This is a genomic window from Ancylobacter sonchi, from assembly GCF_018390695.1.
GTDB classification, from domain to species: domain Bacteria; phylum Pseudomonadota; class Alphaproteobacteria; order Rhizobiales; family Xanthobacteraceae; genus Ancylobacter; species Ancylobacter sonchi.
Genome location: NZ_JAHBGF010000046.1, coordinates 127175 through 154007, shown reverse-complemented (window position 1 = coordinate 154007; position 26833 = coordinate 127175). Strand labels below are relative to the sequence as shown.

The 26833-nt window shown below is 68.1% G+C and carries 24 protein-coding genes and 1 riboswitch; of the genes, 15 read left to right on the top strand and 9 right to left on the bottom strand.

Annotation, left to right across the window (positions count from 1 at the left end; translation table 11 throughout):
* Positions 1-72: 72 nt before the first annotated feature.
* From KHC28_RS24945 to KHC28_RS24935, 3 genes are all read left to right on the top strand, one after another.
* A complete protein-coding gene (locus tag KHC28_RS24945) occupies positions 73-1248 on the top strand; it encodes a DNA recombination protein RmuC (RefSeq protein ID WP_214011078.1) in 1176 nt (391 codons plus the stop codon).
* 111 nt (positions 1249-1359) lie between these two features.
* Complete coding sequence (locus tag KHC28_RS24940) at positions 1360-2259, top strand: LysR family transcriptional regulator (RefSeq protein WP_214011077.1); 900 nt, start codon at positions 1360-1362, stop codon at positions 2257-2259.
* 131 nt (positions 2260-2390) lie between these two features.
* Positions 2391-2564 (top strand): DUF1328 domain-containing protein, encoded by a 174-nt coding sequence (locus tag KHC28_RS24935; protein ID WP_214011076.1) that lies wholly within the window; start codon positions 2391-2393, stop codon positions 2562-2564.
* Positions 2565-2752: 188 nt separating this feature from the next.
* On the opposite strand, the gene KHC28_RS24930 is transcribed toward KHC28_RS24935, so the two are convergent.
* Entirely contained in the window at positions 2753-3307 is a 555-nt protein-coding gene (locus tag KHC28_RS24930; protein WP_312893335.1) for a sigma-70 family RNA polymerase sigma factor, read from the bottom strand.
* Positions 3304-3501 (bottom strand): NepR family anti-sigma factor, encoded by a 198-nt coding sequence (locus KHC28_RS24925; protein ID WP_214011491.1) that lies wholly within the window; start codon positions 3499-3501, stop codon positions 3304-3306. The genes KHC28_RS24930 and KHC28_RS24925 overlap by 4 nt, the downstream gene beginning before the upstream one ends.
* Before the next feature lie 249 nt (positions 3502-3750).
* Here KHC28_RS24925 and KHC28_RS24920 point away from each other — a divergent pair, with 249 nt between their 5' ends.
* The 7 genes from KHC28_RS24920 (at position 3751) to KHC28_RS24890 (ending at position 13125) form a co-directional block, all read left to right on the top strand.
* Positions 3751-4554, top strand: a complete 804-nt coding sequence (locus KHC28_RS24920; protein WP_312893334.1) for a response regulator — start codon at positions 3751-3753, stop codon at positions 4552-4554.
* 8 nt (positions 4555-4562) lie between these two features.
* Complete coding sequence (locus KHC28_RS24915; RefSeq protein WP_214011074.1) at positions 4563-5888, top strand: HWE histidine kinase domain-containing protein; 1326 nt, start codon at positions 4563-4565, stop codon at positions 5886-5888.
* A 170-nt stretch (positions 5889-6058) separates the two neighbouring features.
* The gene (locus KHC28_RS24910; protein ID WP_214011073.1) at positions 6059-6637 is read left to right on the top strand and encodes a hypothetical protein; all 579 of its coding nucleotides are present in this window, start codon (positions 6059-6061) and stop codon (positions 6635-6637) included.
* 131 nt (positions 6638-6768) lie between these two features.
* The gene (locus KHC28_RS24905; protein WP_214011072.1) at positions 6769-7317 is read left to right on the top strand and encodes a PRC-barrel domain-containing protein; all 549 of its coding nucleotides are present in this window, start codon (positions 6769-6771) and stop codon (positions 7315-7317) included.
* Between the two features lie 258 nt (positions 7318-7575).
* Positions 7576-10425 (top strand): [protein-PII] uridylyltransferase, encoded by a 2850-nt coding sequence (locus KHC28_RS24900; RefSeq protein WP_214011071.1) that lies wholly within the window; start codon positions 7576-7578, stop codon positions 10423-10425.
* Between the two features lie 17 nt (positions 10426-10442).
* Entirely contained in the window at positions 10443-10778 is a 336-nt protein-coding gene (locus tag KHC28_RS24895) for a DMT family transporter (protein WP_214011070.1), read from the top strand.
* A gap of 190 nt (positions 10779-10968) precedes the next feature.
* Positions 10969-13125 carry a transglycosylase domain-containing protein gene (locus tag KHC28_RS24890; RefSeq protein WP_214011069.1) on the top strand — a complete coding sequence of 719 codons (2157 nt, stop codon included), beginning with the start codon at positions 10969-10971 and terminating at the stop codon, positions 13123-13125.
* A 563-nt stretch (positions 13126-13688) separates the two neighbouring features.
* Here KHC28_RS24890 and KHC28_RS24885 read toward each other — a convergent pair.
* Positions 13689-14468 (bottom strand): M48 family metallopeptidase, encoded by a 780-nt coding sequence (locus KHC28_RS24885; RefSeq protein WP_214011068.1) that lies wholly within the window; start codon positions 14466-14468, stop codon positions 13689-13691.
* A 127-nt stretch (positions 14469-14595) separates the two neighbouring features.
* On the bottom strand, positions 14596-15105 hold the full coding sequence (locus KHC28_RS24880) for a GcrA family cell cycle regulator (RefSeq protein ID WP_214011067.1): 510 nt from the start codon (positions 15103-15105) through the stop codon (positions 14596-14598).
* Positions 15106-15571: 466 nt separating this feature from the next.
* On the opposite strand from KHC28_RS24880, the gene KHC28_RS27600 reads away from it, so the two are divergent.
* The 5 genes from KHC28_RS27600 (at position 15572) to KHC28_RS24855 (ending at position 20031) form a co-directional block, all read left to right on the top strand.
* Positions 15572-15907, top strand: a complete 336-nt coding sequence (locus KHC28_RS27600) for a GCG_CRPN prefix-to-repeats domain-containing protein (RefSeq protein WP_376772805.1) — start codon at positions 15572-15574, stop codon at positions 15905-15907.
* A 24-nt stretch (positions 15908-15931) separates the two neighbouring features.
* A complete protein-coding gene (locus tag KHC28_RS24870) occupies positions 15932-16462 on the top strand; it encodes a Spy/CpxP family protein refolding chaperone (RefSeq protein WP_246565183.1) in 531 nt (176 codons plus the stop codon).
* A 263-nt stretch (positions 16463-16725) separates the two neighbouring features.
* Positions 16726-17928 carry an aspartate aminotransferase family protein gene (locus KHC28_RS24865; RefSeq protein ID WP_214011066.1) on the top strand — a complete coding sequence of 401 codons (1203 nt, stop codon included), beginning with the start codon at positions 16726-16728 and terminating at the stop codon, positions 17926-17928.
* The gene (gene argF / locus KHC28_RS24860) at positions 17925-18863 is read left to right on the top strand and encodes an ornithine carbamoyltransferase (protein WP_214011065.1); all 939 of its coding nucleotides are present in this window, start codon (positions 17925-17927) and stop codon (positions 18861-18863) included. Before KHC28_RS24865 ends, argF begins: the two co-directional genes overlap by 4 nt.
* A 136-nt stretch (positions 18864-18999) precedes the next feature.
* Positions 19000-20031, top strand: a complete 1032-nt coding sequence (locus tag KHC28_RS24855; protein WP_214011064.1) for an Hsp33 family molecular chaperone — start codon at positions 19000-19002, stop codon at positions 20029-20031.
* Positions 20032-20076: 45 nt separating this feature from the next.
* Here the strand turns inward: KHC28_RS24855 and KHC28_RS24850 are convergent, their stop codons facing one another.
* From KHC28_RS24850 to KHC28_RS24830, 5 genes are all read right to left on the bottom strand, one after another.
* The gene (locus KHC28_RS24850) at positions 20077-20976 is read right to left on the bottom strand and encodes a hypothetical protein (protein ID WP_214011063.1); all 900 of its coding nucleotides are present in this window, start codon (positions 20974-20976) and stop codon (positions 20077-20079) included.
* 74 nt (positions 20977-21050) lie between these two features.
* Positions 21051-22211 carry an acetylornithine deacetylase gene (gene argE, locus KHC28_RS24845; RefSeq protein WP_214011062.1) on the bottom strand — a complete coding sequence of 387 codons (1161 nt, stop codon included), beginning with the start codon at positions 22209-22211 and terminating at the stop codon, positions 21051-21053.
* Positions 22212-22298: 87 nt separating this feature from the next.
* Positions 22299-23750, bottom strand: coding sequence for a TrkH family potassium uptake protein (locus KHC28_RS24840; RefSeq protein WP_214011061.1), 1452 nt, complete (start codon positions 23748-23750; stop codon positions 22299-22301).
* A 101-nt stretch (positions 23751-23851) separates the two neighbouring features.
* Positions 23852-24244, bottom strand: coding sequence for a Co2+/Mg2+ efflux facilitator ApaG/CorD (apaG, locus tag KHC28_RS24835; RefSeq protein WP_214011060.1), 393 nt, complete (start codon positions 24242-24244; stop codon positions 23852-23854).
* Between the two features lie 1179 nt (positions 24245-25423).
* Positions 25424-26638: an O-succinylhomoserine sulfhydrylase gene (locus KHC28_RS24830; protein ID WP_214011059.1), complete on the bottom strand. Its 1215-nt coding sequence runs from the start codon at positions 26636-26638 to the stop codon at positions 25424-25426.
* Between the two features lie 47 nt (positions 26639-26685).
* Positions 26686-26767, bottom strand: a riboswitch (SAM riboswitch).
* Positions 26768-26833: the final 66 nt, after the last annotated feature.

Genomic DNA, 26833 nt, shown 5'->3' with positions numbered 1-26833 from the left:
GGTCAACGGTCTCGAAACCACGATGTTCCCTTTTCGTTCGTATACGGCGCGGAATCTGCTAGAAGCGGAGCCATGGACCAGCTTCTGTTCGTCATCGCCGGGCATGCCGTGACCCTCGCCGAGCTCGTGGCCGGCGGCGCCGCACTCGCCTTCCTGCTGCTCGTCGCCGTGCTGGTGGCGGTGGCGCGGCAGGCGCGCGCCCGTACTGTTGAGGCCGACGAGCAGGCTGAGCGTGCCGAGGAGCTGGAGGCCCGGCTGATCGAGCTCGCCCGCATCCAGTCGGAAACCGCCGGCCGCGTGCAGTCGATGGGCGAACTCCTCGCCCACCGGCAGAGCGAGCTCGCCCGCGCGGTGGCCGAGCGGCTCGACGCCAGCTCCTACCGCATGGGCGAGAGCCTCGCCCGCGCCAATGAGGCGACGCATGAGAACCTGATGAAGCTCAACGAGCGGCTCGCCATGGTCGATCAGGCGCGCGCCAGCCTCGGCGAGCTCTCCGGCCAAGTGATGAGCCTGCGCGAGACGCTGGCCAACAAGCAAGCGCGCGGCGCCTTCGGCGAGGGCCGGCTACAGGCGATCATCTCGGACGCGCTGCCGCGCGAAACCTTCGCCTTCCAGCACACGCTGGCCAGCGGCCGACGGGCCGATTGCGCCGTGTTCCTGCCCGGCGACGGCCGGCCGCTGCTGATCGATTCGAAGTTCCCGCTGGAGGCGATCACCGCCTTCCGCGAATCCCCCAGCGCCGAGGCACGCCGGCAGGCCGAGACCCGGCTGAAGCAGGATGTCGGCAAGCACATCGCCGACATCGCCGAGCGCTATCTGGTGGTGGGCGAGACGCAGGACGTCGCGCTGATGTTCGTGCCGTCCGAGTCGGTCTATGCCGAGCTGCACGAGCATTTCGACGAGGTCATCCAGCGGGCCTTCCGCGCCCGGGTGATCCTGGTCTCGCCCTCACTGCTGATGCTGGCGGTGCAGGTGGTGCAGGCCATCGCCCGGGATGCGCGCATGCGCGAGCAGGCCGACCGCATCCGCGCCGAGTGCGGCGCGCTGGTGGAGGATGTGAAGCGGCTGCGCGAGCGCGTCGGCAATCTCGCCCGGCATTTCGGGCAGGCGAGCGAGGACGTCGCCCAGGCGCTCACCTCCGCCGACAAGATCGCCCGGCGCGGCGGGCGCATCGCCCAGATGGAGTTCTCCGAGCCGCCGGAGGGCGAAGCGGCCGATCCCTCCGGGCTGCGCGGCGCGGCGGAATAGCCCCGGCCGGGGTGGCGCGACGAAGCATCGCGTTTTTCAACTGTCTAATTCGCAAAAGCTATCACCTCTGATACATAACGGCTTTCGCCCACGCGCCGGGAATGCGTACGAGTGATCGACCGTTTCGAACTACTGCTCGCCCTCGCCAAGGAACGCCATTTCGGCCGCGCCGCCGAAGCCTGCGGCATTACCCAGCCGACATTGTCGGCCGGGCTGAAGCAGCTGGAGGAGGCGCTCGGCGTGCGCCTCGTCGAGCGCGGCTCGCGCTTTATCGGCTTCACGCCGGAAGGCGAGCGGGCGCTGGAATGGGCGCGGCGCATCATCGCCGACACCCGCGCCATGCGGCAGGAGATCGCCACGCTGCGCAAGGGCCTGTCCGGCCACATGCGCATCGCCGCCATCCCGACCGCCATGCCGATGCTCTCCGAGCTGACGACACCGTTCCACCAGAAGCATGGCGACGTGCGCTTCACCCTCATCTCGGCGAGCTCGAACGAGGTGCTGCGCCTCATCGAGAATCTTGAGGCCGATGCCGGCGTCACCTATCTCGACAATGACCCGCTCGGCCGGGTGAAGGCGGTGCCGCTCTATACCGAGAGCTACCGTTTCCTCACCTCGGTCAACGCGCCGCTCGGCGACCGGCAGAAGGTGACCTGGGAGGAGATCGCCCGGGTGCCGCTGTGCCTGCTCACCCCGGACATGCAGAACCGCCGCATCGTCGACCGGCAGCTGCGTGAGACCGGCCAGTCCGCCGAGCCGATGCTGGAGGCGAATTCCACCATCGCGCTCCTGTCGCATGTACGCACCGGCCAGTGGTCGAGCGTGGTCGCCAAGACGCTGGCCGACGTGTTCGCCTTCCCCAATTCGATCCGCTCCATCCCGATCGCCGAGCCGGAGATCGTGCACCAGATCGGCCTCGTCGCCCTCGACCGGGAGCCGATGACCCCGCTGGTCGCGGCGCTGATCGCCGAGGCCAAGGCGGTCGCTCCCGACCTCGCCAAGCGGATCTGAATCCGAATCCGCTCCGGTCCTGAGCCGGTTACGGAACTCCCGCGCGATTGTGCCGTTGATCCGGCAGGGCGGCATCGACGCCCGCGCATCGGCAAGGCGGCCGTCGCCGCCGCATAGCTGGGAGTTCTGTCATGCTGGGATGGGCCCTGACCTTTCTCGTGATCGCGCTGATCGCCGCCGTGCTCGGCTTCGGCGGCATTGCGGGCACCGCGATCGAGATCGCCAAGATCATCTTCTTCGTCGCCATCATACTGTTCGTCGTCTCCGCGGTGTTCGGGATGCTGCGCGGCCGGCGCGCGCCGTAGCCTCCTCCTCCCGGCGCCCGACCCTGCGACGACGCCCCGCGCCGGACACGGCGGCGGGGCGTTTTTGTTCGCGCGGATGCCTTGTTCGAGCGGATGCCTTGCCGGCCCGAGCGCGCAGGCGCGCACGCGCAAAAACCCGGCGGAGCGCGACGCCACGCTCCACCGGGCCTTTACGGGATGCGGAAGGTTCAGAAGCGTTCGGGCGCGGAGAGCGAGACGCTCATCGGCTTTTCGGGGGCGAGATCCTCGGCGGAATCGAGGGCGAGCAGTTCGCCGAGGCGGTTGCGGGCGCGGTTGACGCGGCTCTTGATGGTGCCGACCGCGCATTTGCAGATCTCCGCCGCCTCCTCATAGGAGAAGCCGGAGGCGCCGACCAACACCAGTGCCTCGCGCTGGTCGGGCGGCAGCTTTTCGAGCGCGGTGCGGAAATCCTCGAAGTCGAGATGGCTGTTCTGGTCCGGACTGGTGGTCAGCGTCGCCGCGAAGGCACCGTCGGGATCGGGCACCTCGCGCCGCCGCTTGCGGTATTCCGAGCGGAACAGGTTGCGCAGGATGGTGAACAGCCACGCCGACAGATTGGTGCCGGGATGGAAGCTCGATATGTTGGCGAAGGCGCGCAGCAGGGTTTCCTGCACGAGGTCGTCGGCCTTGTCGACGCTGCCGCTCAGCGAGATGGCGAAAGCCCGCAGATTGGGGATGGCGCCAATGATCTCGTCACGCAGCCCGGGATCCAGGTTGCTCACGTGCCAGCACCTCCGCCCGGCTTCTTGCTGCCCGCAGCGGGCGGCTGGTCGAGCTGGGCAAGCAGGTCGAGGAAGCGGTTGGGCACCCCCTGCCGGACCACGTCGTCATACATGGCGCGCAGATGCTGCCCGATCTTCGCCTGGATGTCGCCATCCAGTACGCTAGACGGCGCGCGCGGCGGGATGGCTGCCATGGCATCGCCCCCTGTTGCCCGTCCCTCATTCTCGTCTTCGGTCGTCATTTTATCTCTTCCCGACATCGAGCCTCCGAAAACCGGTTGGACAGGAGCCTCCGTCGCTTCATGCTGTCGATAACCGATGATGGGCAAGTGAGTTCCCGCGTCGCGGAAAAATTTGAAACGAATAATGCCAGCCCGTCAGGAACCATGCTCGCTGTTGAGAGTTAACCAACGCTTTGCCGAATGCATCTTGGGGAGACGCGTGTGAGCACCTCGCAAATTGTCGCGCAGCATCTGCCGTTCCTGCGCCGCTATGCCCGCGCGCTGAGCGGGAGCCAGGCCGCTGGCGACGCGTATGTCACGGCCCTGCTGGAAACCCTGATCGCCGATCCGGGCGTCCTGGACAATCCGGCCGGTCCGCGCATCGCACTCTACAAGCTCCTTACCCGCCTGTGGGACTCGGTGACGCTGAACGGGCGCGCCGATCCCGGCCCGCCGCCGATCAGGGGCGAGCAGCGGCTCGGCCATATCACCCCGCCGGTGCGGCAGGCCTTCCTTCTGGTCTCGCTCGAGGGCTTCAGCGAGGAGGAAGCCGCGGCGGTGCTCGACATCGACGTCGCCACGCTGCGCAACCTCGTCGAGGAGGCCGGGCGTGAACTGGCGGCGGAGATCGCCACCGATGTCCTCATCATCGAGGACGAGCCCTTCATTGCCCTCGATCTCGAAGGGCTTGTGGAGAGCCTCGGTCACCGGGTCACCGGCATCGCCCGCACCCATTCCGAGGCGGTCAGCCTCGCCCGCCGCAAGCCGCCGGGCCTCGTGCTCGCCGACATCCAGCTGGCGGACGGCTCCTCCGGCCTCGAAGCGGTGAACGAGCTGATCGAGAGCGTCGAGGTGCCGGTGATCTTCATCACCGCCTATCCCGAGCGCTTCCTCACCGGCGTGCGACCGGAGCCGGCCTTCCTGATCGCCAAGCCCTTCCAGCCCTCCATGGTCGCTGCCGTGATCAGCCAGGCCCTCTTCTTCGAGCGCAAGGCGCGGCCCCGGGAGCAGCGCGCCACCGCCTGAGTTGAGGCATGCCGTTCATCGAGCTCAACTTCGTGGACGACATGGCGCGCACCGTCAGTGTCGTGTCGTCCTTCGCCATGACGCTTGCGCTCATGCGCCTTCTGTATCTGCGCACCGACCTGTCGCTGCGCATGCGCCTGCTGGTGTTCCTGCTCGCCTCGCTGATGCTCACCATCGGGATGCTGTCGCTGGCCGCGGCCATCGACTATGAGGGCGTCGCGCCCTGGGTGCAGTCGACCATCCGCTTCGGGCTCGCCGGGCTGATCGTGATCGGCGCCGTGGCGCTGTGGACCAATCTCAAGGCGCTCGTCGCGCTGCCCTCGCCGGGGCATGTCGCCACCGAGCAGCGGCGGCTGGCTCTGGAGCTCGCCACCGCGCTGCAGCGCTACGAGATGGCGCTGCGCGGCTCCAACGTATCGATCTTCACCCAGGACCGCGAGCTGCGCTACACCTCGATCAGCAAGCCGCTCTTCGGCTTCCCTGTCGAGCAGGTGCTCGGCGCCAGCGACGCCGACCTGCTGGGCGAGATGCGGGCCCACCCGCTCGCCCTGCTCAAGCGCGAGGCGCTCGCCAGCAACGAGCCGCGCAAGGGCGAAGTGGAGGTTGAGGAGGCCGGCGCGCAGATGTGGTACGACGTCCATATCGAACCGCTGCGCGACCTCGCCGGCACCACGGTCGGGCTCACCGGCGCGGCGGTGGATATCACCGACCGCAAGGAGAACGAGCGCCATCTGCGCCTGCTGATGCGCGAGTTGACGCATCGCTCCAAGAACCTTCTGGCGGTGATCCAGGCGATGGCGCGGCAGACTGCCCGCCACTCCGACACCATCGACCATTTCGTCGAGCAGTTCAGCGCCCGGCTGCAGGCACTGTCGCGCTCGCACGACCTTCTGGTGCAGGAAAGCTGGCACGGCGCCTCGCTGCACGACATGGTGCGTTCGCAGCTGGGCCATCATCTCGACCAGGACACCAACCGCATTTCCATCGCCGGCCCGGACCTGTTCCTGAAGCCGGAGGCGGCGCAGAACATCGGCCTCGCGCTGCACGAATTGTCCACCAATGCCGCCAAATATGGCGCCCTGTCGGTACCGAGCGGCAAGGTGGCGATCCACTGGGCGCGGCGCCAGCCGGAGGCCGGCGGCGGCTTCGAACTGAGCTGGACCGAGAAGGGTGGCCCGCGCGTCGTCCCGCCGGCCTCGCGCGGCTTCGGCTCGCTGGTGATCGAGCGCAATCTCGCCCGTGGCCTCGACGGCGAGGTCGAGCTCGCCTTCAACCCGGACGGGCTGGTCTGCCACGTTTCGGTGCCCGAGCATCACCTCACCCTTTCCCGTTGAGCGGGTCGGAACTTCACGGTTAGCTCTGCGTTAACTATGGCGACGCCGCTGGCACAGCAGGCGGGGCGTCGCTGGTTTTCTCAAAAGCTCGTGGGACTTCCCGACGAGGACGCGGATGCCGCGCCCTCGCGCGCGATGCCGTCACGCGCCTTCGCCGGAGGGTTCGAGACATGTTTGGCCGCCACTCACCACAACGCGCCACGCCGGAACGCGCCACGCCGGAACGTGTGAAGCCGGGCGCCGCGACCTCGCGCATCGCTCCCACGCACGCCGGCAAGACCGGGGCAGGCTTGGCAAGAGCCGGCTTGGCAAGAGCCGGCTTCATGGGCACCGCCTACCTCTTCGGCGCCGCGACCGGGCTGGCGGCGGCGCTTCCGCTCGCCGCGCTCGCCTTCACCCCCGAACGCGTGCCGGCGCCGCTGCCGCGGGTGATCGAGGCGCCGGCGGTGGCGCAGTCGCCGATGGTGAACCGCGCCGCCAAGGGCCACCGCCTCGACGTCACCGTGCCGGCGACGCTCGTTCCGCCCGCCCCGGCGGCGGCCCCGGCTCCCGATCTCGCCCGCGACGTGCCGCCGGCTCTGCCGAAGCCCGCCATCGAGATCAAGGCGCCGGGCACGCCGCCGACACCGGCCGGCACGGCCCCCGCCGCCATGCCGCGCGGCTGCCTCTCCGCGCTCGGCGGCCTACGGCCGAACATCCCCACCGAGAATCTCACCGTCTGCTTGGCAGATATTTCGACGATTGAATGAATGGTATGAATGTAATATCTGCCAGATGCTCAGATAAAAATTCGGAACCAAACAGTATAGGTGTCGTTATCCCGGCAGACGGTCGCAAGACCGCTTGAAGATCAAATTTTATCTTTGACGGGAGTACGATGATGACGAACAGGATTGTTACCTATACCGCCCTCGCGGCCCTGTCTCTCGCCCCCGCCGTGGCGTTTGCCCAGAGCCCCTCGCCCAGTTCGCAGCAGCCCGACACGGCCAACGAGCAGACCCTGCCCAATGCGACGTCGCCCTCGCCGGCCTCGCCGAATGCTCCGGCCTCCACCATGCCCAGCGCCAGCGCGCAGAGCACGGCGGTGCCGAACACCCCGATCTTCGTCAGCGCCCAGACGGGCACCCAGTGGCTCGGCTCCGACCTGATCGGCACCGATGTCGTGACCTCGACCGACGAGAAGCTCGGCTCGATCAGCGACGTGCTGGTGGAGCGTGACGGCACGATCGCCGCCGCGGTGATCGATGTAGGCGGATTCCTCGGCATCGGTGCCAAGCCCGTCGCCGTGTCGTTCAAATCGCTGACCGCGACGCCGACCCAGGACGGCGAGAAGATCGTCGTAGCCCTGACCAAGGAGGAGCTGAATTCCGCTCCGGAATTCAAGACGCTGGAGCAGAGCACCAGCGCCACGGCGCCCAAGACCCAGTGACGCCATCCCGGTGACGTCGTCCAGTTGACGGCGCCCCGGTGATGCCGGGCCAAGAGGCACTTTCCCCGGTGCCACCCCGGCCGTCACCGACCGACATTCCGACATGCCCGGCGCGAGCCGGGCATGTGCGCGTTTGGGGGTACGCTTCGCCGGTATCTCGTTCGAAAAGCACGCCGATCCGCCCGCTACCGCCTCGCCGCCGATGACGGCGGCGGCGGGATCGGCTAAAGCGGAAGACCCTTCACGCCGGACCCTGCCATGATCGAGCCCCGCCGCCGCCGTACCGAGCCGCCCTTCCGGGAGCTGTTCGACATCGACGCCATGCGCGCCGAGCTGGAGGTACTCGCCGAGGGTGTGTTCAACGGCGACAAGCCCGGCAACGGCATCGATCTGCGCAGCGCCGTCGCCCGCCGGCTGAAGCTCGCCTATGGCGAAGGGCACAAGGTCGCCGAGAAGTGGCTGATGGCGGATGGCTCCGGCCGCCGCTGCGCCGAGCGGCTGTCGCGGCTGCAGGACGAGATCATCCAGCTGGTCCATGAGCTGGTGGTGAAATATCTCTACCCGTCCGACAACCCCTCCACCGCCGAGCGCATGGCGATCGTCGCGGTGGGCGGCTATGGCCGCGGCCTGATGGCGCCGGGTTCGGATACCGACATCCTGTTCCTCCTGCCCTACAAGCAGACTGCCTGGGGCGAGAGCGTCGCCGAATCCATTCTCTACGTGCTGTGGGACATGGGGCTGAAGGTCGGCCACGCCACCCGCTCGGTGGACGAGTGCATCCGCCAGGCGCGCGGCGACATGACCATCCGCACCTCGCTGCTGGAAGCCCGCCTGCTGCTCGGCGAAGAGGAGCTGTTCAGCGAGCTGATCCGCCGCTTCGATGCCGAGGTGGTCGAGGGCACGGCGGCGGAATTCGTCGCCGCCAAGCTGGCCGAGCGCGAGGACCGCCACAAGCGCGCCGGCGCCTCGCGCTACCTCGTCGAGCCGAACGTCAAGGACGGCAAGGGCGGGCTGCGCGACCTGCACACGCTGTTCTGGATCGCCAAATATGTCTACCGGGTGCGCGAGACCCGCGACCTCGTCGCCAAGGGCGTGTTCACGCCGGAAGAGGCGACGCTGTTCCGCCGCTGCGAGAGCTTCCTGTGGTCGGTGCGCTGCCATCTGCACTTCCTCGCCGGCAAGGCGGAGGAGCGGCTGTCCTTCGACCTGCAGCGCGAGATGGCCGAGCGGCTCGGCTATGTCGAGCATCCCGGCCTGAAGGACGTCGAGCGCTTCATGAAGCACTATTTCCTGGTGGCGAAGGACGTCGGCGACCTCACCGCCATCGTCTCCTCGGCGCTGGAGGAGCGGCACGACAAGCCGGTGCCGCGGCTCAACCGCATGATCGCCCGGCTGCGCCGCTCGCCGAACCGCCTGCTGAAGGAAAGCCCGGACTTCATCGTCGATCATGACCGCATCAACATCGCCGATGCCGGGGTGTTCGAGCGCGATCCGGTCAACCTGATCCGCATCTTCTATTTTGCCGGGAAGAAGGGCCTCGCCTTCCATCCCGACGCGATGCGCCTCGCCACCCGTTCGCTGAAGCTCATCGACGCCGGCGTGCGCGACAATCCGGAAGCCAACCGGCTGTTCGTCGAGATCCTCACCGCGCGCGACACCGCGGAGATCGTGCTGCGGCGGATGAACGAGACCGGCGTGCTCGGGCGGTTCGTGCCGGAATTCGGCAAGATCGTCGCGATGATGCAGTTCAACATGTACCACTCCTACACGGTGGACGAGCATCTCATCCGCGCCATCGGCGTGCTCGCCGAGATCGAGCGCGGCGACCGCCCGGAATACGGCATCGCCAACGAGGTGATCCACCAGATCAAGAACCGCCAGCTGCTCTATGTCGCGGTGTTCCTGCACGACATCGCCAAGGGCCGGCCGGAGGACCATTCGGTGGCCGGCGCCCGCGTGGCCCGCAAGCTGTGCCCGCGCTTCGGCCTGTCGGCCGCCGACACCGAGACCGTCGCCTGGCTGATCGAGGAGCACCTCGTGATGTCCACCATCGCCCAGTCGCGCGACCTGTCGGACCGCAAGACCATCGAGAATTTCGGCGCCGTGGTGCAGAACCTCGAGCGGATGAAGCTGCTGCTCATCCTCACCACCGCCGACATCCGCGCCGTCGGCCCCGGCGTGTGGAACAACTGGAAGTCGCAGCTGCTGCGCACCCTGTTCTACGAGACCGAGCCGGTGGTCACCGGCGGCTTCTCGGAATCCAACCGCAACCAGCGCGTCGGCCGGGCGCAGGCGGAGTTCCGCGCCGCCATGTCGGGCGATTCCGTGCCCGGCGCCGCCTCCGGCTGGGAGCCGGAGGCGCTGGAGCGCTACATCGACCGCCTCTACCCCAGCTACTGGCTGCGGGTCGATCTCGAGCACAAGGTCGAGCACGCCAACTTCATCCTGGCGGCGGAAGCGCAGGGCCGGGCGCTGGCCACGGCGAGCCGCACCGACCCCAGGCGCGGCATCACCGAGCTCACCGTGTTCGCGCCCGACCATCCCAAGCTCCTGGCGGTGATCGCGGGCGCCTGCGCGGCGGCGGGCGCCAACATCGTCGACGCGCAGATCAGCACCACCACCGACGGGCGGGCGCTCGATACCATCGCGCTCACCCGCGCCTTCGAGCAGGACAGCGACGAGATCCGCCGCGCCGACCGCATCGCCTCGGCGATCGAGAAGTCGCTGTCGGGCGAGATCCGGCTGCCGGAAGTGGTGGCGAAGAAGATCCCCAAGCGGCCGCGCGCCTTCACCGTCGAGCCGGAGGTGACGCTCAACAATTCCTGGTCGAACCGCCACACCGTGGTGGAGGTGGCCGGCCTCGACCGGCCCGGCCTGCTCTACGGCCTCACCCAGACGCTGTCGCGGCTCAACCTCAACATCGCCTCGGCGCATGTCGCCACCTTCGGCGAGCGGGTGGTCGACGTGTTCTACGTCACCGACCTGATGGGAGCGAAGATCATCGGCGCCGCCCGGCATTCGGCGATCCGCCGGGCGCTGCTTCAGGTGCTCGACGCCGACGACGAAGCCAATGCCGGCGCGACCTCCGACGCCTCTCCCGCCGCCTGATGCCCGCCGGAACCCCTATGCTACTCACCTATGTCTATCTGCTGATCGCCATCACCGCCGAGGTGATCGCCACCACGACGCTGAAATCGACCGAGGGCTTCACCCGGCTGGTGCCGACGGTGATCACCCTGGTCGGCTACTGCATCTCGTTCTATTTCCTGTCGCTGGCGCTGCGGGTGCTGCCGACCGGCATCGCCTATGCGATCTGGACCGGCATCGGCATCGTGCTGGTCTCGGCGGCGGGCTGGCTGTGGCTGAAGCAGCCGCTCGACCTGCCCGCGATCATCGGCCTCAGCCTGATCCTCGCCGGCGTCGTCACCGTCAGCCTGTTCTCGAACTCGGTCGCGCACTGACCCAGGACGGCACCGAGGGACCGCCGGACGAGCGCCCGCCCGCGCGGGCATGCCCCACGGGAACGACCGGAACGCTTGCGGCGCAACCTGTTGAGAATAATAACGCGCCGCGATTTCGCCCTTAACCCCACGTTTAACCGCCACGGTTTAGGTTTCGTTTACCGGCGGTTTTCGGGGGCATTCCGCGCGTATGGCAGGACGTAATGGCGAGAGGGAACGGCGCGAGCCGATGCTGAGCGCATCGACGGCTCACGGCGACCTGCGCCTGTCGCCCGACGACCGTCCCACCACCATGGCCCGCAATGGCGGCGGCTCCTCCTCGCGCAAATCCGGCGGCTCGTCCGGCAAGGGATCCTCCGGCAAGGGCAGCGCCGGCTCCCGCGCCTCCTCCGGCGGACGCGGGCGCGGCCCGCAGCGTCGCGGCCTGCTGTCGCGGCTGTTCTACTGGAGCTTCGTGCTCGGCATCTGGGGTGTCGTCGGCGTCGCCGGCCTCATCTTCTACGAGGCGGGCCAGCTGCCGCCGATCCAGAACCTCGCCATTCCCGAGCGGCCGCCGACCATCATCATCCAGTCCGACGACGGCAAGACCATCGCCACGCGCGGCGAGATGCGCGGCTCGGCCGTGCCGCTGCGCTCGCTGCCGCCCTTCGTGCCGCAGGCCTTCGTCGCCATCGAGGACCGGCGCTTCTACTCGCATTTCGGCATCGACCCGATGGGCCTCGCCCGCGCGCTCGTCACCAACCTCACCTCCGGGCGGCTGCGCGAGGGCGGCTCGACGCTGACCCAGCAGCTCGCCAAGAACCTGTTCCTCACCCAGGAGCGCACCCTCTCGCGCAAGATCCAGGAGCTGATCCTGTCGATCTGGCTGGAGACCAAATACTCCAAGAACGAGATCCTCGAGCTCTATGTGAACCGCGTCTATTTCGGCGCCGGCGCCTGGGGCATCGAGGCGGCGGCGCAGCGCTACTTCAACAAGCCGGCGAGCCGGCTGACGCTCGCCGAGGCGGCGATGATCGCCGGCCTCGTCAAGTCGCCCTCCTCGCTGGCGCCGACGCGCAATCTCGAAGCCGCGCAGCAGCGCGCGTCCGTCGTGCTCGACGCCATGGTCGATGCCCGCTTCATCTCCGCCGACATGGAGCAGGCGGCGCTCGCCAAGCCGGCGACGGTGGCGAAGAACAATTCCTCCGACGTCGCTGGCTACGTCGCCGACTGGGTCGCCGACCAGCTCAAGACCATCCTGCCGTCGATCGAGCACGACGTCGTGGTGCAGACCACGCTCGACATGTCGCTGCAGGCGGTGGCGGACAAGGCGCTGAAGGACGCGCTGGCCAAGAGCGGCAAGAAGCTCGGCGTCGAGCAGGGCGCGCTGGTGGTGATGGACACCGATGGCGGGGTCAAGGCGCTGGTCGGCGGACGCTCCTATGAGGAGAGCCAGTATAATCGCGCGGTCACCGCCCGCCGCCAGCCGGGCTCGTCCTTCAAGCCGTTCGTCTATCTCACCGCGCTGGAGCGCGGCCTCACCCCGGAGAGCGTGCGCGAGGATGCGCCGATCCAGATCAAGGGCTGGAAGCCGGAGAATTTCAGCAAGGAGTATCGCGGCCCGGTCGATCTGAAGACCGCGATCTCGCTGTCGCTCAACACGGTGGCGGTGCGCCTCGCGCTGGAAGTCGGACCGGCCGAGGTGGTGAAGACCGCCCAGCGCCTCGGCGTCACCTCCAAGCTGGAGCCCAACGCCTCCATCGCGCTCGGCACCTCGGAAGTCTCGGTGCTGGAGATGGCGGACGCCTATGCGCCCTTCGCCAATGGCGGCTACGGCGTCGCCGCGCATGTGATCCAGCAGGTCAAGGACAGCGCCAGCGGCAAGCTGCTCTACAACGCCCCCTCGCCGAACCGCGGCCTGGTGATGGCACCGCCGCACGTGTCGATGATGAACCGCATGCTGCAGCAGGTGGTGCTCACCGGCACCGCCAAGCGCGTCGACCTGCCCGGCTGGCCGGTGGCGGGCAAGACCGGCACCAGCCAGGATTATCGCGACGCCTGGTTCATCGGCTATACGGGCCGGCTCATCGCCGCCGTCTGGCTCGGCAACGACGATTCCTCGCCGACCAAGAAGGCGTCGGGCGCCGGCGTGCCGGTGGAGGTGTGGAGCCAGGTGATGAAGGCGGCACACAAGGACGTGCCGCCGGTGCCGCTGCCCGGCGCCGGCATGGAGCAGCCGCAGATCGCGCCCTCCAACCTGCCTCCCGGCGACGTGCCGGAAGAGCCGGTCGTCACCGGCGGCCCGCAGGCGCAGCGCAAGCCCGCCACCATCGACAACTGGTTGCTCGACAAGCTGTTCGGCGGCTGAGGCGTCGGCCCCGCCGGCGGAGCGCCCCGGGCGATTGCCATCCCCGCCATGCTCCCGGCCACCCCACGACCGCCCGCAGCCGCCGTCCCGGTCCCTCGGATCTCGCCGCCAGTACGTCAAAGGCAGGCTCCCCCCACCGGAAAACCGGGTTCGACGGCCGTCCCACGCCCCCCGCAGCTGCCGTCCGGCCGCTTGGATCTTGCCTTCAGAGCCGCCAGGGCAGGCCCACCCAGCGGAGAGCCGGGAGCACGTTCCGCCCGTCCGCTCTTCGCCTCCCGTACGATCCCGGCCCGGTCCTGACGGACCGTCCGGGACGAACGCCAGGATTGAGAGCCGCACCCTCTTCTCCCTCTTCCCGTTGGGGAGAGGGGTCTTCTTCGCGTCCCGGTCGCACAGCCCCGCACCGCTGCACGGGCCACCCCTCTCCAGGAACTCCCGAGCGACAACCGTCCGACATGAGCTTCCCGGCCTGAAACCGCCCCATGCTCGGCCGGCCCGGACACCTCCTCTGCCGGAGACGCCGCGCCGACACCGGCAGCGGGCCGGATCGCACCGGCCCCGCCTCACTCCGCCTCGGCGCCGAAACGGTGCAGCTCGGCGCCACGCCGCTTCAGCCACGCCTCGGCCTCGTGCCGGCGGGGGAACAGCCTGTCCACCGTCGCCCAGAAGCGCGGGCCGTGGTTCATCTCGCGGCGATGCGCCACCTCGTGGGCGGCGAGATAGTCCAGCACCTCGGGCGGGGCGAGGATCAGCCGCCAGGAATAGGACAGCGCCCCGGTCGAGGAGCAGGAGCCCCAGCGGCTCGCCGTGTCGCGCAGGGTGATGCGGCTGATCGAAACGCCGAGCGCCGCGGCATGGCGCCGGCTCGCCTCGGTGAGGTCGCGCCGCGCCTCCCGCTTGAGGAAATCGGCGACCCGGCGCGCCACATGCGCCACTTCCCCGGCAACGCAGAGCAGCGGCGCGTCGTCGGCGCCGGCCTCGGTCCACACCGTGCCGCGCTGGCCGGGGCGATGCACGATGACGTGCGGCACGCCGCGCAGCGGCACCGTCGCGCCGGGGGTGAAGGCGACGACCACCGGCAATTGGGCGAGGCGCACGGCGATCCAGCCGGTATGGCGCTCGGCGAAGGCTATCGCCTCCTTCAGGCTGCCGCGCGCGGGCATGGTGAGCACCACGTCGCGGGTCGCCGCTCGGACGCGCAGCGTGTAGCGCCGTGCCCGCGCGTCACGGCGCAGCGTGACGATCACCTCGCGCCCGTCGACGCGCAGCGCCAGCGAGGTCGCCTCGCGCGGCGCGGGCGTCCGGGTTTCGGTACGGGTGGTCGATGGCCTTCGAAACAGCATGCTCGGCCCGGGGATGGATGCGCCCCAATATGGGGCTGCTCCACGCCTGCGCCAATGTCAGCCTGAAAACGCCGGCCTCGAAACGCCGGCCACATGGCGGCCGGCGCGAGACCTCAGCGGGAACGCCTCAGCGCGCGACCCGGCGGTCGCGGCGGCGGTCCTGCACCGGCTGATAGGCGATGCGGGCATGGTAGGCACAGTAGGGCAGCCCGGTCTTGGTGCGGCTGCCGCAGTAATAGAAGTCGCCCTTGCCGGGCTCGCCGACCGGCCAGTGGCAGGTGAACTCGGTGAGTTCGAGGATGGAGCAGCGCTCGGCCATCGGGATGACGTTGGCGACCGGATCCGGCATTTCCTCCGGCTCGACCTCGATCACCGGGCGGATCACCGGCGCGAGCGCGGTGTTGCCGGAGACCATCGGGCGGGCCGGGGCGGCGACGGCCACCACCGGGCGCGGCTTGCGCGGGCGGGCCGCCGGGGCGGGCGCCGCCTTGGCGCGGCCGGAGAGGCCGAGGCGATGGACCTTGCCGATGACCGCGTTACGCGTCACGCCACCGAGCTCGGCGGCGATCTGGCTGGCGGACAGGCCTTCAGACCACAATTTCTTGAGGAGCTCGACGCGCTCGTCCGTCCAGTTCATCGCTGTTTCTCCTTAAGCTCATCGACCGCGCAGGCAAAATCCAATAGGCTTCCGGCCGAACATGATCGGCCGGATTGCTGCCGCTGACGCCACGATGGAATTTGCCGTCGCACGAGATGTCGTATCTGACGGTCGTGAGGCTACAATATGCGTAGACTCTCGCCCAGTCCGTTCAGAGCCGAAACGATCGTTTTCCCCAGTTGAGAGTCCCCGGCGCAACACTTGGTTAAGGATGCGAGTCGGATCAACAACTTGACTCGGCACGTCCGGCCCGCCCGATCACGGTCCGGTTTGGAACGGCTCTGAAATGACCTTGTGCCCCTTCCGGGGCATTGTTCCGGCAAGCCCGGCATGCATCCATGGCGCGCCTGATTTGCGCCTGATGGAGAAGCCGATGACGCCGTATCCAAACGCCGCCGCCCCCGCGCCGGCCCGCCGTACTTCCCGGCCTGCTGCCTCCCGCCTGATCGCCTCGGCCGTGCTGGCCGCCTCCGCCTTCCTCGCCTTGCCGGCCTCGGCCGCCCCGGTCGCCGCCACCTCGATCGCCGCGACGCTGCCCTCCCCCGACGCCCTCGTCACCAAGGTCGCCCAGGGCTGCGGCCCCGGCGCCTGGCGCGGCCCGTGGGGCGGCTGCCGCGACACCCCCTATACCGGCCCGTTGCCCGGCGGCGGCTATGCGGTGCCGCCCGGCGCCCCGGTCTATTACGGCAATGGCTGCCCTCCCGGCTGGTGGCGCGGGCCCTGGGGCCACTGCCGCGACACGCCCTACCATGGCCGCCTGCCCGATGGCGGCTGGCAGTGAACCCGGCCTGAGCGGAGACCTCCCATGACACGCATCTTTACCCGCCTTTCCGGCCTCGCCCCGATGGCCGCCCTCGCCGTCGCCGCCCTGCTGGCCGGTCCCGCCTTGGCGCAGACCACCCCGCCGGGCGCGCCGGCCGCCGATGCGCCGCCGCCGGTGGTCGACCTCTATACCGAGGCCGACGCCCAGGCGGTGCTCGACGCCCGCCTGATCGCGCTGAAGACGGTGATCGGCCTCACCCCCGACCAGGCCAAGCTGTGGGACCCGGTGGAGGCCGCCATCCGCCAGGCGGCGAAGAACGGCGCCGCCCGCGCCGCGACCCGCGCCAAGGCCGAGCCTGCGACCGACTTCCTCGTGGTACTGGAGCGCCTCGCCGACGCCGAGGCGGCGCGGGCGCAAGACCTCAAGACGGTGATCGCCGCGGCCAAGCCGCTGGTGGCCGCGCTGACGCCGGAGCAGAAGCGCCGCGTGCCGGGCTTCCTCGGCATGTCCGACCGCGCCGGCCAGCCGCAGCCGACGCTGGAGCTGTGGATCTTCGAGGACGAGCAGGAGTGACGCCACGGGTCGAGCCCCGGCTCGACCCGGCGTTTCCCCGACCCAGAGCCTGCCCCAGGGCCTGCCCGGGAGGCCGGCGGCATCCCATGCCGCCGGCTTTTCATTGCCGATCCCTCGTTGTCGGTCTGTCATATTGACCAGCCATGTTGACCCCCGGCGGCGTTGCTTTAAAATCCGCTACATCGGGTGCCGCCCCCGCAAGGGCGGCACGTTTCGTTTTGGGCCCAGGCTTTCAACAGCCGTCATCAATAGAGGAGGGGCAGGTGATCGACCCCGTCCTGCCGACCTATAATCGTGTCGACCTGGTTTTCGAGCGTGGCGAAGGCGCCTGGCTCTTTACCAAGGACGGACAGCGATATCTCGACTTCACCGCCGGCATCGCGGTGAACGTCCTCGGCCACGCGCATCCGCACCTCGTCGCGGCGCTGACCGAGCAGGCCGGCAAAGTGTGGCACCTGTCCAACGTGTTCCGCATCGAGGGCGCGGAGAAACTCGCGCACCGTCTCGTCGAGGCGACCTTCGCGGACACCATGTTCTTCACCAATTCCGGTGCGGAAGCGCTGGAATGCGCGATCAAGATGGCGCGCAAGTACCATTACGCGAACGGCGCGCCGGAGCGCAGCCGCATCGTCACCTTCGAGGGCGCGTTCCACGGCCGGACGCTGGCCACCATCGCGGCCGGCGGCAACGCCAAATATCTCGAAGGCTTCGGCCCGGCGCTGGAAGGCTTCGACCAGGTGCCCTATGGCGATCTCGAGGCGGTGAAGGCCGCCATCGGCCCGGAGACCGGCGCCATCCTCATCGAGCCCGTGCAGGGCGAAGGTGGCGTGCGCTCGGCCTCGTGGCCGTTCCTGCGCGCCCTGCGCGCGCTGTGCGACGAGAAGGGGCTGCTGCTGGTCCTCGACGAGGTGCAGTGCGGCGTCGGGCGCACCGGCAAGTTCTTCGCCCATGAATGGGCCGGCATCACGCCGGACATCATGGCGGTGGCGAAGGGCATCGGCGGCGGCTTCCCGGTCGGCGCCTGCCTCGCCAAGGAAGAGGCGGCCAAGGGCATGACGGCGGGCACGCATGGCTCGACCTATGGCGGCAACCCGCTCGCCATGAGCGTCGCCAATGCCGTGCTCGACGTGGTGCTGGCCGACGGCTTCCTCGATCAGGTGCAGGCGACCACGACCCGGCTGCGCCAGCGTCTTGCCGAGCTGAAGGACCGCCACCCGGCTGTTATCGCCGAGGTGCGCGGCGAAGGCTTGCTCATCGGCCTGCGCACGCTGGTGCCGAATGGCGATCTGATCGCCGCCATGCGGGCCGAGCACATGCTCGCCCCGGCGGCGGCGGAGAACGTCGTGCGCCTGCTGCCCCCGCTCAATATCGGCGAAGCCGAGATCGACGCCGCCTTCACCAAGCTCGACGCCGCCTGCGCGCGCATCGAGACCTCGCTGGCCGCCTCGACGGGAGCGGCGGCATGAGCACCGACAGCAAGAACGGCGTGAAGCACTTCCTCGACCTCGACGCCCTGCCGGCCGGCGAACTGCGCGAACTGATGCGCTTCTCGCACGACCTGAAGAAGCGCCGGCAGAAGGTGGCGCTGGAGAAGCCCTTCGCCGGCAAGGTGCTGGCGATGGTGTTCGACCAGCCCTCCACCCGCACCCGCATCTCCTTCGACATCGCCATGCGCCAGCTCGGCGGCGAGACGATCATGCTCACCGGCGCCGAGATGCAGCTCGGCCGCGGCGAGACCATCGCCGACACCGCCAAGGTGCTGTCGCGCTATGTCGACGCGATCATGATCCGCATCCTCGATCATGCCGCGCTGGAGGAGCTCGCCGCGCACGCCACCGTGCCGGTGATCAACGGGCTGACCCGCGACAGCCATCCCTGCCAGATCATGGCGGATGTGATGACCTTCGAGGAGCACAAGGGCTCGATCCAGGGTCGCACCGTCGCCTGGACCGGCGACGCCAACAACGTGCTGGCCTCCTGGGTGCAGGCGGCGGAGCGCTTCGACTTCGCGCTCAACGTCGCCACCCCGCCCGAGCTCGCCCCGCGCCCGGCGCTCACCGACTGGGTGAAGAAGACCGGCGCGCGCGTGCGCTTCGGCACGAGCGCCGAAGAGGCGGTCGAGGGCGCCGACTGCGTCGTCACCGATACGTGGGTGTCCATGGGCGATGTGGAGGCCGAGCGCCGCCACAACCTGCTCAAGCCCTACCAGGTCAACAGCGCGCTGATGAAGCGGGCGGCATCGGGCGCCATCTTCATGCACTGCCTGCCGGCGCATCGCGGCGAGGAAGTCACCGACGAGGTGATGGACGGCCCGCAATCGGTGGTGTTCGACGAGGCGGAGAACCGGCTGCACGCGCAGAAGGGCATCCTCGCCTGGTGCCTCGACGGCGCCGCGATCTAGGCCTGCGAGTTAGACTTGCGAGGCGCCCTGCGGGGCGCCTCCTGGTTTCAGCGCCGGGCCGCGCCCCGGCCCCGCGTGGGACGCGGACCTGTGCCCCTCGCGCAATGCCACCCTTGCACCTATATCGGCGGGCGACATGACACACACCATCCCCACCCCCGATCCCGATCTGACCTCCCGCGCCCCGCTCGCCGAGCCGGTCGACGACCAGGTCACTCCCTTCCACGTCGACGGCCTCGACGCGCGCGGCCGCGTCGTCCGCCTCGGAACCGCGCTTGATGCCGTCATGGCGCATCACGCCTATCCACCGGTGGTCAAGCGGCTGCTCGGCGAGGCGGTGGCGCTCACCGTGCTGCTCGGCTCGACGCTGAAGATTTCCGGCCGCTTCATCCTGCAGACCCGCACCGACGGGCCGGTCGACCTTCTGGTGGTCGACTTCACCGCACCGCAGGACGTGCGCGCCTATGCGCGTTTCGATGCCGAGCGGCTGGAGGCCCTGCAGGCCGCGACCGGCCATGGCCAGCCGCTCGACAGCGGCAAGCTGCTCGGCGCCGGCCATCTCGCCATGACCATCGACCAGGGCCTCAGCGTCAACCGCTACCAGGGCATCGTGCAGCTGGAGGGCGGTACGCTCGAGGATGCCGCGCACCGCTATTTCGCCCAGTCGGAGCAGATCCCCACCCGTGTCCGCCTCGCGGTGGCGGAGGAGGTGCATCCGGGCGGTGCCGCCTCGTCCTGGCGGGCCGGCGGGCTGATGGTGCAGTTCCTGCCGACCGAGGGCGGCCGCCTGCGCCCGGTCGACCTGCATCCGGGCGACGCGCCGGAAGGCACCGAGCTGCCTTCGGCGGAGGAAGACGACGCCTGGATGGAAGCCCAGTCGCTGGTCGGCACGCTGGAGGATGTCGAGCTGGTCGACGGCGAATTGTCGGCCGAGCGGCTGCTGTACCGGCTGTTCCACGAGCGCGGCGTGCGGGTGTTCGAGCCGGAGAACGTGGTCGCCAAGTGCTCCTGCTCGCGCGAGCGCGTCACCAGCGTGCTGGCGAACTTCTCCCGCGAGGAGCGCGAGAGCCTCGTCGAGGACGGCAAGATCGTCGTCACCTGCGAGTTCTGCGGCCGCTCCTACGGCTTCAAGGCCGAGGAGATCGTCGGCCCGGAAGAGGGCGAATAGCCCGTCGTCGCGGGCGGCGTCCTGCGGCGCCCGCGATCGTACCGCCTATTTCAGCAGGAACGGATTGACCGGCCGGCTGACATTGACATTCAGGCAGAAACCCGACGTGAATTTATAGTTATTTCCGGTATATTTCGCCACCTCATCCGCGACGACCTTATACTCGTCGGATTTTATATAAGCACAATAATCCTTCTTCAGGACAGGAAAGCCGGTCTTTATGTTATCTACATAGGGATCCAATTCACTCTTCAGGCTATTTCTTGTACTGAGATTCGCCTGTGTGGGCTCATATTCCAGCGCCTGCAGTTCATGGGCCAGACGAACATAGTTCGACATCAGCTCGGTCAGCGACCTGTAGTCTTCGATCACCGCCGATATCATGGGTCCGTCCGATACGGATTGCATTTTTGATAGCATTCGGATGTTGTCATTCGCGTATTTCAGATGGATATCGAAGAAGCTCGGGAAATTATCCTTCCGCATGAGCGGTAGGTTCGTGATCTCGATCTCTCGCAGCTGGTCGTCGAACAATGGCATTCCGCCCTCGATCCGATAGAGCTCAATTCCTCTCAGATCGAATTTTGCATCCGAATTCTTCAGCCCGAAATACAAGAGCGGCGGAAACATGGCGATGATGGCAAACAACGCCGCATTGAAAAATCGTGATTTATTTTCATTTATTTTCTGATCCAGCGCAGCCTTGTCTTTTTCATTGGTCTTGCCGAGCTCCATTTCGCGGATCGCGAAATATCTGACCGTCATCCCGTTCGAGATTTTCAGGCCGACGGACAGTACGACGCCCATGAACAGATAGAGAAACGACAGCCGCGTATCTATCCCCATTGGGACCATCAGGAGAGAGCCGAGCGCGGCAAATATGATGACGATCCATGCGTCGTATTTTTCAAACGAAATCGACCTCAGCAACGCAAGCATGTGCATTCGACCGCCCCTCCAATCCTATTGAAGTACCTCCACACGGCCATATAAGGAGTAGAATCTAGAAAATTCAACTTTCAAGTGCACTCGGCGATCAGCCCGTCGAGGAAGCGCTCGCAGGCGCGGAGCTGAGCCACCTCGATGAACTCGTCCGGCTTGTGCGCCTGGTCGATCGAGCCGGGACCGCAGATCACGGTCGGCACGCCCTGCGCCTGGAAATGCCCGCCCTCGGTGCCGTAGGAGACGGCGAAGGTGGCGTTCTGCCCGGCGAGCCGCAGCGCCAGGCGCTCGGCCGGCGAGCCCGGCTGCGGCGCCAGCGGCGGCACGCGGTAGGTGAAGTGGGTCTCGATCTCCGCTTCGGGCGCCTCGACACGCAGCTTCGGCAGCACGACGTCGCGGGCGAAGCGCTCGAAGCGAGCGACCAGCGCCTCCTCGTCGAAATTCGGCAGGCCGCGCAAATTCCACTTCACCACGCAGCGGCGCGGCACGATGTTGCCGGCGGTGCCTCCCTCGATGCCCACCACCTGCAAGGTCGAGTTCGGCGGATCGAAGCGGCCGGAGGCGTCGCCGGCCGCGATCAGCTCCGCCCGCAGCCGGTCGAGCTCGGCGATCAGCTCGGCGCTGGCGAAGATGGCGTTGGCGCCGAGCTGCGGCATCGAGGAATGCGCCTCGCGGCCAGTCACCGTCGTCACATAGCCGGTGCCGGATTTGTGCGCGTCCACCACCTTCATCAGCGTCGGCTCGCCGACGATGCACGCGCGGGGAAGCGGCAGGTCGACGCCCAGCTTGCGCACAGCGGGGATCACCCCGGTGCAGCCCAGCTCCTCATCATAGGAGACCAATATGTGGATCGGCGTCGACAGCTTGGACGCCACCATGTCCGGCACCTTGGCGAGGCAGGCGGCGACGAAGCCCTTCATGTCGCAGGAACCGCGCCCGTAGAGCCGGTCGTCCTTCGGCGTCAGCGTGAAGGGGTCGGTGGTCCAGGGCTGGCCGTCCACCGGCACCACGTCGGAATGGCCGGAGAGGCACACGCCGCCGACGCCCTCGGGGCCGATGGTGCAGAACAGGCTGGCCTTCTCGCCATCCTCGCTCGGCACCAGCACCGAGGCGACGCCGAAGGCCTCCAGATAGTCGCGCACGAAGCCGATCAGCCGCAGGTTGGAATTGCGGCTGGTGGTGTCGAAACTCACCAGATAGGCCAGCAATTCCTCGGTGGTGGTACGGCCTGCCAGCATGAACGCTCCCGGATTCCCGCTTCGTCGATCCATCCGAGCATAGACGGTATCACGCGGTTCGCGGCAAGTCCGTTACAGCCGCTATCCTCACCGCCGCCAGAAGCTCGGCAGGAACAGCACCAGCACGGTGAACAGCTCCAGGCGCCCGAGCAGCATGCCGAAGGACATGATCCAGATCACCTTGTCCGGCAGGCCGGCGAAATTGGTCGCCGGGCCGATATGCGGGCCGATGCCCGGCCCGACATTGCCGATGGCGGTGATGGCGCCGGACAGGGCGGTGGCGAGGTCGAAGCCCATCCAGTTCAGCGCGATGGCGATCACCGCGAAGCCACCGAGATAGAGGAAGCCGAAGGACAGCACCGAGGCGACCACCGCGTCGTCGAGCGGCGCCCCGCCATAGCGCACCGGGAACACGCCGTTCGGGTAGACGATGCGCTTGAGGTGCTGCACCAGCGCCGAGCCGAGAATGGCGATACGGAAGGTCTTCAGCCCGCCGGAGGTCGAGCCGGTGCAGCCGCCGAGGAACAGCAGCAGGAAGTACAGCGCGTCGGTCGGCGGGCCCCAATGGGTGAAGTCGACCGCGACGAAGCCGGTGGTCGACATCAGCGACACCACGTTGAACAGCGCGTGGCGCAGCGCCGTCTCGCCCCCGGCGATGCCGCCGCGCACCTGCTCGAACGTCGAGACCAGGGTGAACAGCAGGATGAGGCTGAGGAACAGCCGCACCTCGGTATTGGCGAACAGCCGCGAGAAGTCGCCGGCCAGCACCCGCACATAGAGCAGGAAGGGCAGCGAGCCGGCGATCATGAACACGATCGCCACATATTCGATGGCGGCGCTGTGGAAGTAGCCGATCGAGGCGTCGTGGGTGGAGAAGCCGCCGGTGGAGATGGTCGACATCGCATGGGTGAGCGCGTCGAACGCGTCCATCCCGGCCAGCAGGTAGGCGAGCCCGCAGATGAAGGTCAGCGCCACATAGGTGCCGAGAATGCCCTTGGCGAGCTGCGCCGCGCGCGGCAGCACCTTCTCGGACTTGTCGGAGGATTCCGCGCGGAACAGCTGCATGCCGCCGATCTGCAGCATCGGCAGGAAGGCCATGGCGAAGACGATGATGCCGATGCCGCCATACCAGTGCAGGAAGGCGCGCCAGATCAATATGCCGGGCGGCCGGTCGTCGAGATGGTCGATCACCGTCGCCCCGGTGGTGGTCAGCCCCGACATCGCCTCGAAATAGGCGTCGGCGAAGGACAGTCGGGTCTCCGACCACATGAAGGGAATGGCGGCGAAGAAGGAGAGCAGCACCCAGCTCAGCGTGGTCAGCACGAAGGCCTGGCGCAGGCCGAGCAGTTCCACCTCGCCGGTGCGTCCGGCGAGCCACAGCGACAGGCCGACGAACACGGTGATGGCGGCGGTGGCGGCATAGATGATGAAGTCACCCTCCCCCGCCAGCACGTCGACCAGGGCGGGAATCATCATCGATGTGCCGAGCACGGCCAGCAGCACGCCGAGTACGGCGGCGATCGGTCGAAAATCGATCACGGAAGCGAGGACTCGGCTCGTCACGGCGGGTTGCACGGAAAGCGAGCATAGCCGCTTCGCCGATGCGCCGGAAGCGGCAACGTCCCAGCCCTGCCCTTCATTCAGTTGAGCGTGCGCGAGGTGCCGGGCATGTCGAGCGAGAAGCCCGGCACCTCGACGTCGAACACGGCGCCGGCCTCGTCGACGAGGCCGTAGCTGCCCTCCATCGAGCCGGTGGAGGTCGGCAGCGGCACGCCGCTGGTATATTCGAAATGCGCGCCAGGCGGCAGCACCGGTTGCTCGCCCACCACTCCGGCGCCGCGCACCTCCTGCACCCGGCCGAGCGCGTCGGTGATGATCCAGTGGCGGGTCATGAGCTGCACCGTGCTGGCGCCGAGATTGACGATCTCGATGGTGTAGGCCCAGAAATACTGGCTGCGCGCGGGATCGGAACGCTCCGACGCGAAGCGCGGCGTCACCGTCACCTGCACGCCGCGCGTGGTCGCCCTGTACATCCCCATTCTCCTCGAATCCGGCGCCGCCAGTGAAAGCCGATTGCGCCGCCGGGGCAAGGCCGCAGGGGAAGGCGCCGGTGGACGGCGGGCGCGAGCCGGCGGTGGAAGGCGCCAGCGAACCGCCGCGCGGCAGGCGCGGGCGGAAGGCCGCGGCGGAGAACGGGTACCTAAAGCGTTGGCGCAACGCGGCGGGCGGTGACCGAAGGTGGCGACCGAAGCTGCGGGCGCACTCTAGGAAAGCTAATGCGCGCGCTCCCTTTCGTCTCCCGCAACTGACGGTCGGGACGACGCCACGGTGGAAGACGCACCCCACCGGCCTTCCCTCTCCCCGTTGGAGAGAGGTGGCCTGCGAAGCAGGTCGGCGAGCTGAGACAACCTCGGAAGGTGCCGAAGCCCCCTCATCCCTATCCCTCTCCCCGACGGAGAGAGGGAGCATACTCACCCGCAACTGACGTTCAGGAGAAAGCATGGCGGAAGACGCACCCCACATGCCTTCCCTCTCCCCGTTGGAGAGAGGTGGCCTGCGAAGCAGGTCGGCGAGCTGAGACAACCTCGGAAGGTGCCGAAGCCCCCTCATCCCTATCCCTCTCCCCGACGGAGAGAGGGAGCATACTCACCCGCAACTGACGTTCAGGAGAAAGCATGGCGGAAGACGCACCCCACATGCCTTCCCTCTCCCCGTTGGAGAGAGGTGGCCTGCGAAGCAGGTCGGTGAGCTGAGACAACCTCGGGAGGTGCCAAAGGCCCCTCATCCCCATCCCTCTCCCCGACGGAGAGAGGGAGCATACTCTCCCGCAACTGACGGTCGGGACGACGCCACGGCGGAAGGCGCACCCCACCGGCCACCTCTCCCCGTTGGAGAGAGGTGGCCTGCGAAGCAGGTCGGTGAGGAGAGACAACCTCGGGAGGTGCCGAAGCCCCCTCACCCCATCGCTCTCCCCGACAGGGAGACGGGGCCTCCCCTCTTCCAACCGTGGTCCGGAGTGCAATGGTGGAAGCAACCGGTGGGCCCCTTCCCACCCGAGTCCGGCTGTAGCCGGGTTCGAGTCCGGCAAGGTCGAAGCCGGAAACATCCGGCTTCGACGGAAAGGTGGCCCGCGAAGCGGGTCGGTCAGGGGACACGGCCGGGAAGCGTCGAGCGGCTTCCCCTCCCCCGCGGAGCGGGCTTGCCGTCCGCCCTCACACCGCTTTCAGCGCGCGGCGGATGTCGTCGGTGAGGTCGTCGACATGCTCGAGGCCGACCGACAGGCGCACCATGCCGTCGGAGATCCCCATCTCCGCCCGCGCCTCGGGGGAGAAGCGCTGATGCGTCGTGGTCGCCGGGTGCGTCACCAGGCTCTTGGCATCGCCGAGATTGTTGGAGATGCGCACCACCTTCAGCTGGTTGAGGAAGCGGAAGGCCCCGGCCTTGCCGCCATCCACCTCGAAGGTCACCAGCGTGCCGCCACCGCGCATCTGCCGCTTGGCCAGCTCATGCTGGGGATGGTCGGCGCGGTAGGGATAGATCACCTTGCCGATCTTGGCCTCGCCGGCCAGCCGGTCGGCCAGCGCCGTCGCGCTCGCCTGCGAGCGCTCGACGCGCAGCGGCAGCGTCTCCAGCCCCTTCAGCATCACCCAGGCGTTGAACGGCGACACCGAGGGGCCGGTCTGGCGCAGGAAGGTCTGCAGATGGTCGGTGAGGAACTGCTGCGAGCACAGGATCACGCCGGCGAGGCAGCGGCCCTGCCCGTCGATGTGCTTGGTCGCCGAATAGACCACGATGTCGGCGCCGAGCGCGATCGGGCTCTGCAGCATCGGGGTGGCGAACACATTGTCGACCACCAGCCGGGCGCCGGCGGCACGGGCGATCTTCGCCACGGCGGCGATGTCGACCAGCTCCAGCGTCGGGTTGGTCGGGCTCTCCAGGAAGAACACCTTGGTTTCCGGCGTCACCGCCGCCTGCCAGGCGGCAAGGTCGGTTCCGTCGACCAGCGTCGTGGTCACGCCGAAGCGCGGCAGCAGCTCTTCCACCACATAGCGGCAGGAGCCGAACAGCGCGCGGGCCGCCACCACATGGTCGCCGGCCTTCAGCTGGCACAGCATGGCCGAGGTGACCGCCGCCATGCCGGAGGCGGTGGCGCGCGCCACTTCCGCGCCTTCGAGCAGCGCGAGGCGGGCCTCGAACATCGCCGTGGTCGGGTTGGAGTAGCGGGTATAGATGAAGCCCGGGTCGTCGCCCTTGAAGCGCGCCTCGGCCTGCTCGGCGGTGTCGTAGACATAGCCCTGGGTGAGGAACAGCGCCTCGGAGGTTTCCGCGAAGGGCGAGCGCAGGATGCCGCCATGCACGAGGCGGGTATCGGGACGCAGCTCGGCGATCTCGGCGGCGGTCAGCTTTTCGGTGGGGGCTTCAGACATTAGGCGGCTCCGGGTTCATCGATAGACCGGGGTCGCCCACGCGCGTACGCCGCGCGGCCCCGACCTTTTTAGCAACCTTGTTTAGCGTGGCGGCAAGCCGGTCGGCTTCAAATGACCACGTGGTGGGAGGCAATTAGCGCCGCCACCCGCTTGGCGTCAAGGGGCGCGTCCGGTAAAGCGAACGATGTCTTATGC

Bases quoted from the DNA above. Each gene is read 5' to 3' on its own strand.
- KHC28_RS24905 (WP_214011072.1), top strand. From the start codon at position 6,769: ATGACGAACAGGATTGTTACCTATACCGCCCTCGCGGCCCTGTCTCTC.
- KHC28_RS24885 (WP_214011068.1), bottom strand. From the start codon at position 14,468: ATGCTGTTTCGAAGGCCATCGACCACCCGTACCGAAACCCGGACGCCC.
- KHC28_RS24935 (WP_214011076.1), top strand. From the start codon at position 2,391: ATGCTGGGATGGGCCCTGACCTTTCTCGTGATCGCGCTGATCGCCGCC.
- KHC28_RS24855 (WP_214011064.1), top strand. From the start codon at position 19,000: ATGACACACACCATCCCCACCCCCGATCCCGATCTGACCTCCCGCGCC.
- argE (WP_214011062.1), bottom strand. From the start codon at position 22,211: ATGCTGGCAGGCCGTACCACCACCGAGGAATTGCTGGCCTATCTGGTG.
- KHC28_RS24900 (WP_214011071.1), top strand. From the start codon at position 7,576: ATGATCGAGCCCCGCCGCCGCCGTACCGAGCCGCCCTTCCGGGAGCTG.
- KHC28_RS24910 (WP_214011073.1), top strand. From the start codon at position 6,059: ATGTTTGGCCGCCACTCACCACAACGCGCCACGCCGGAACGCGCCACG.
- KHC28_RS24870 (WP_246565183.1), top strand. From the start codon at position 15,932: ATGACACGCATCTTTACCCGCCTTTCCGGCCTCGCCCCGATGGCCGCC.
- KHC28_RS24890 (WP_214011069.1), top strand. From the start codon at position 10,969: ATGGCAGGACGTAATGGCGAGAGGGAACGGCGCGAGCCGATGCTGAGC.
- argF (WP_214011065.1), top strand. From the start codon at position 17,925: ATGAGCACCGACAGCAAGAACGGCGTGAAGCACTTCCTCGACCTCGAC.
- KHC28_RS24925 (WP_214011491.1), bottom strand. From the start codon at position 3,501: ATGGCAGCCATCCCGCCGCGCGCGCCGTCTAGCGTACTGGATGGCGAC.
- KHC28_RS24945 (WP_214011078.1), top strand. From the start codon at position 73: ATGGACCAGCTTCTGTTCGTCATCGCCGGGCATGCCGTGACCCTCGCC.
- apaG (WP_214011060.1), bottom strand. From the start codon at position 24,244: ATGTACAGGGCGACCACGCGCGGCGTGCAGGTGACGGTGACGCCGCGC.
- KHC28_RS24895 (WP_214011070.1), top strand. From the start codon at position 10,443: ATGCTACTCACCTATGTCTATCTGCTGATCGCCATCACCGCCGAGGTG.
- KHC28_RS24915 (WP_214011074.1), top strand. From the start codon at position 4,563: ATGCCGTTCATCGAGCTCAACTTCGTGGACGACATGGCGCGCACCGTC.
- KHC28_RS24850 (WP_214011063.1), bottom strand. From the start codon at position 20,976: ATGCACATGCTTGCGTTGCTGAGGTCGATTTCGTTTGAAAAATACGAC.
- KHC28_RS24830 (WP_214011059.1), bottom strand. From the start codon at position 26,638: ATGTCTGAAGCCCCCACCGAAAAGCTGACCGCCGCCGAGATCGCCGAG.
- KHC28_RS24880 (WP_214011067.1), bottom strand. From the start codon at position 15,105: ATGAACTGGACGGACGAGCGCGTCGAGCTCCTCAAGAAATTGTGGTCT.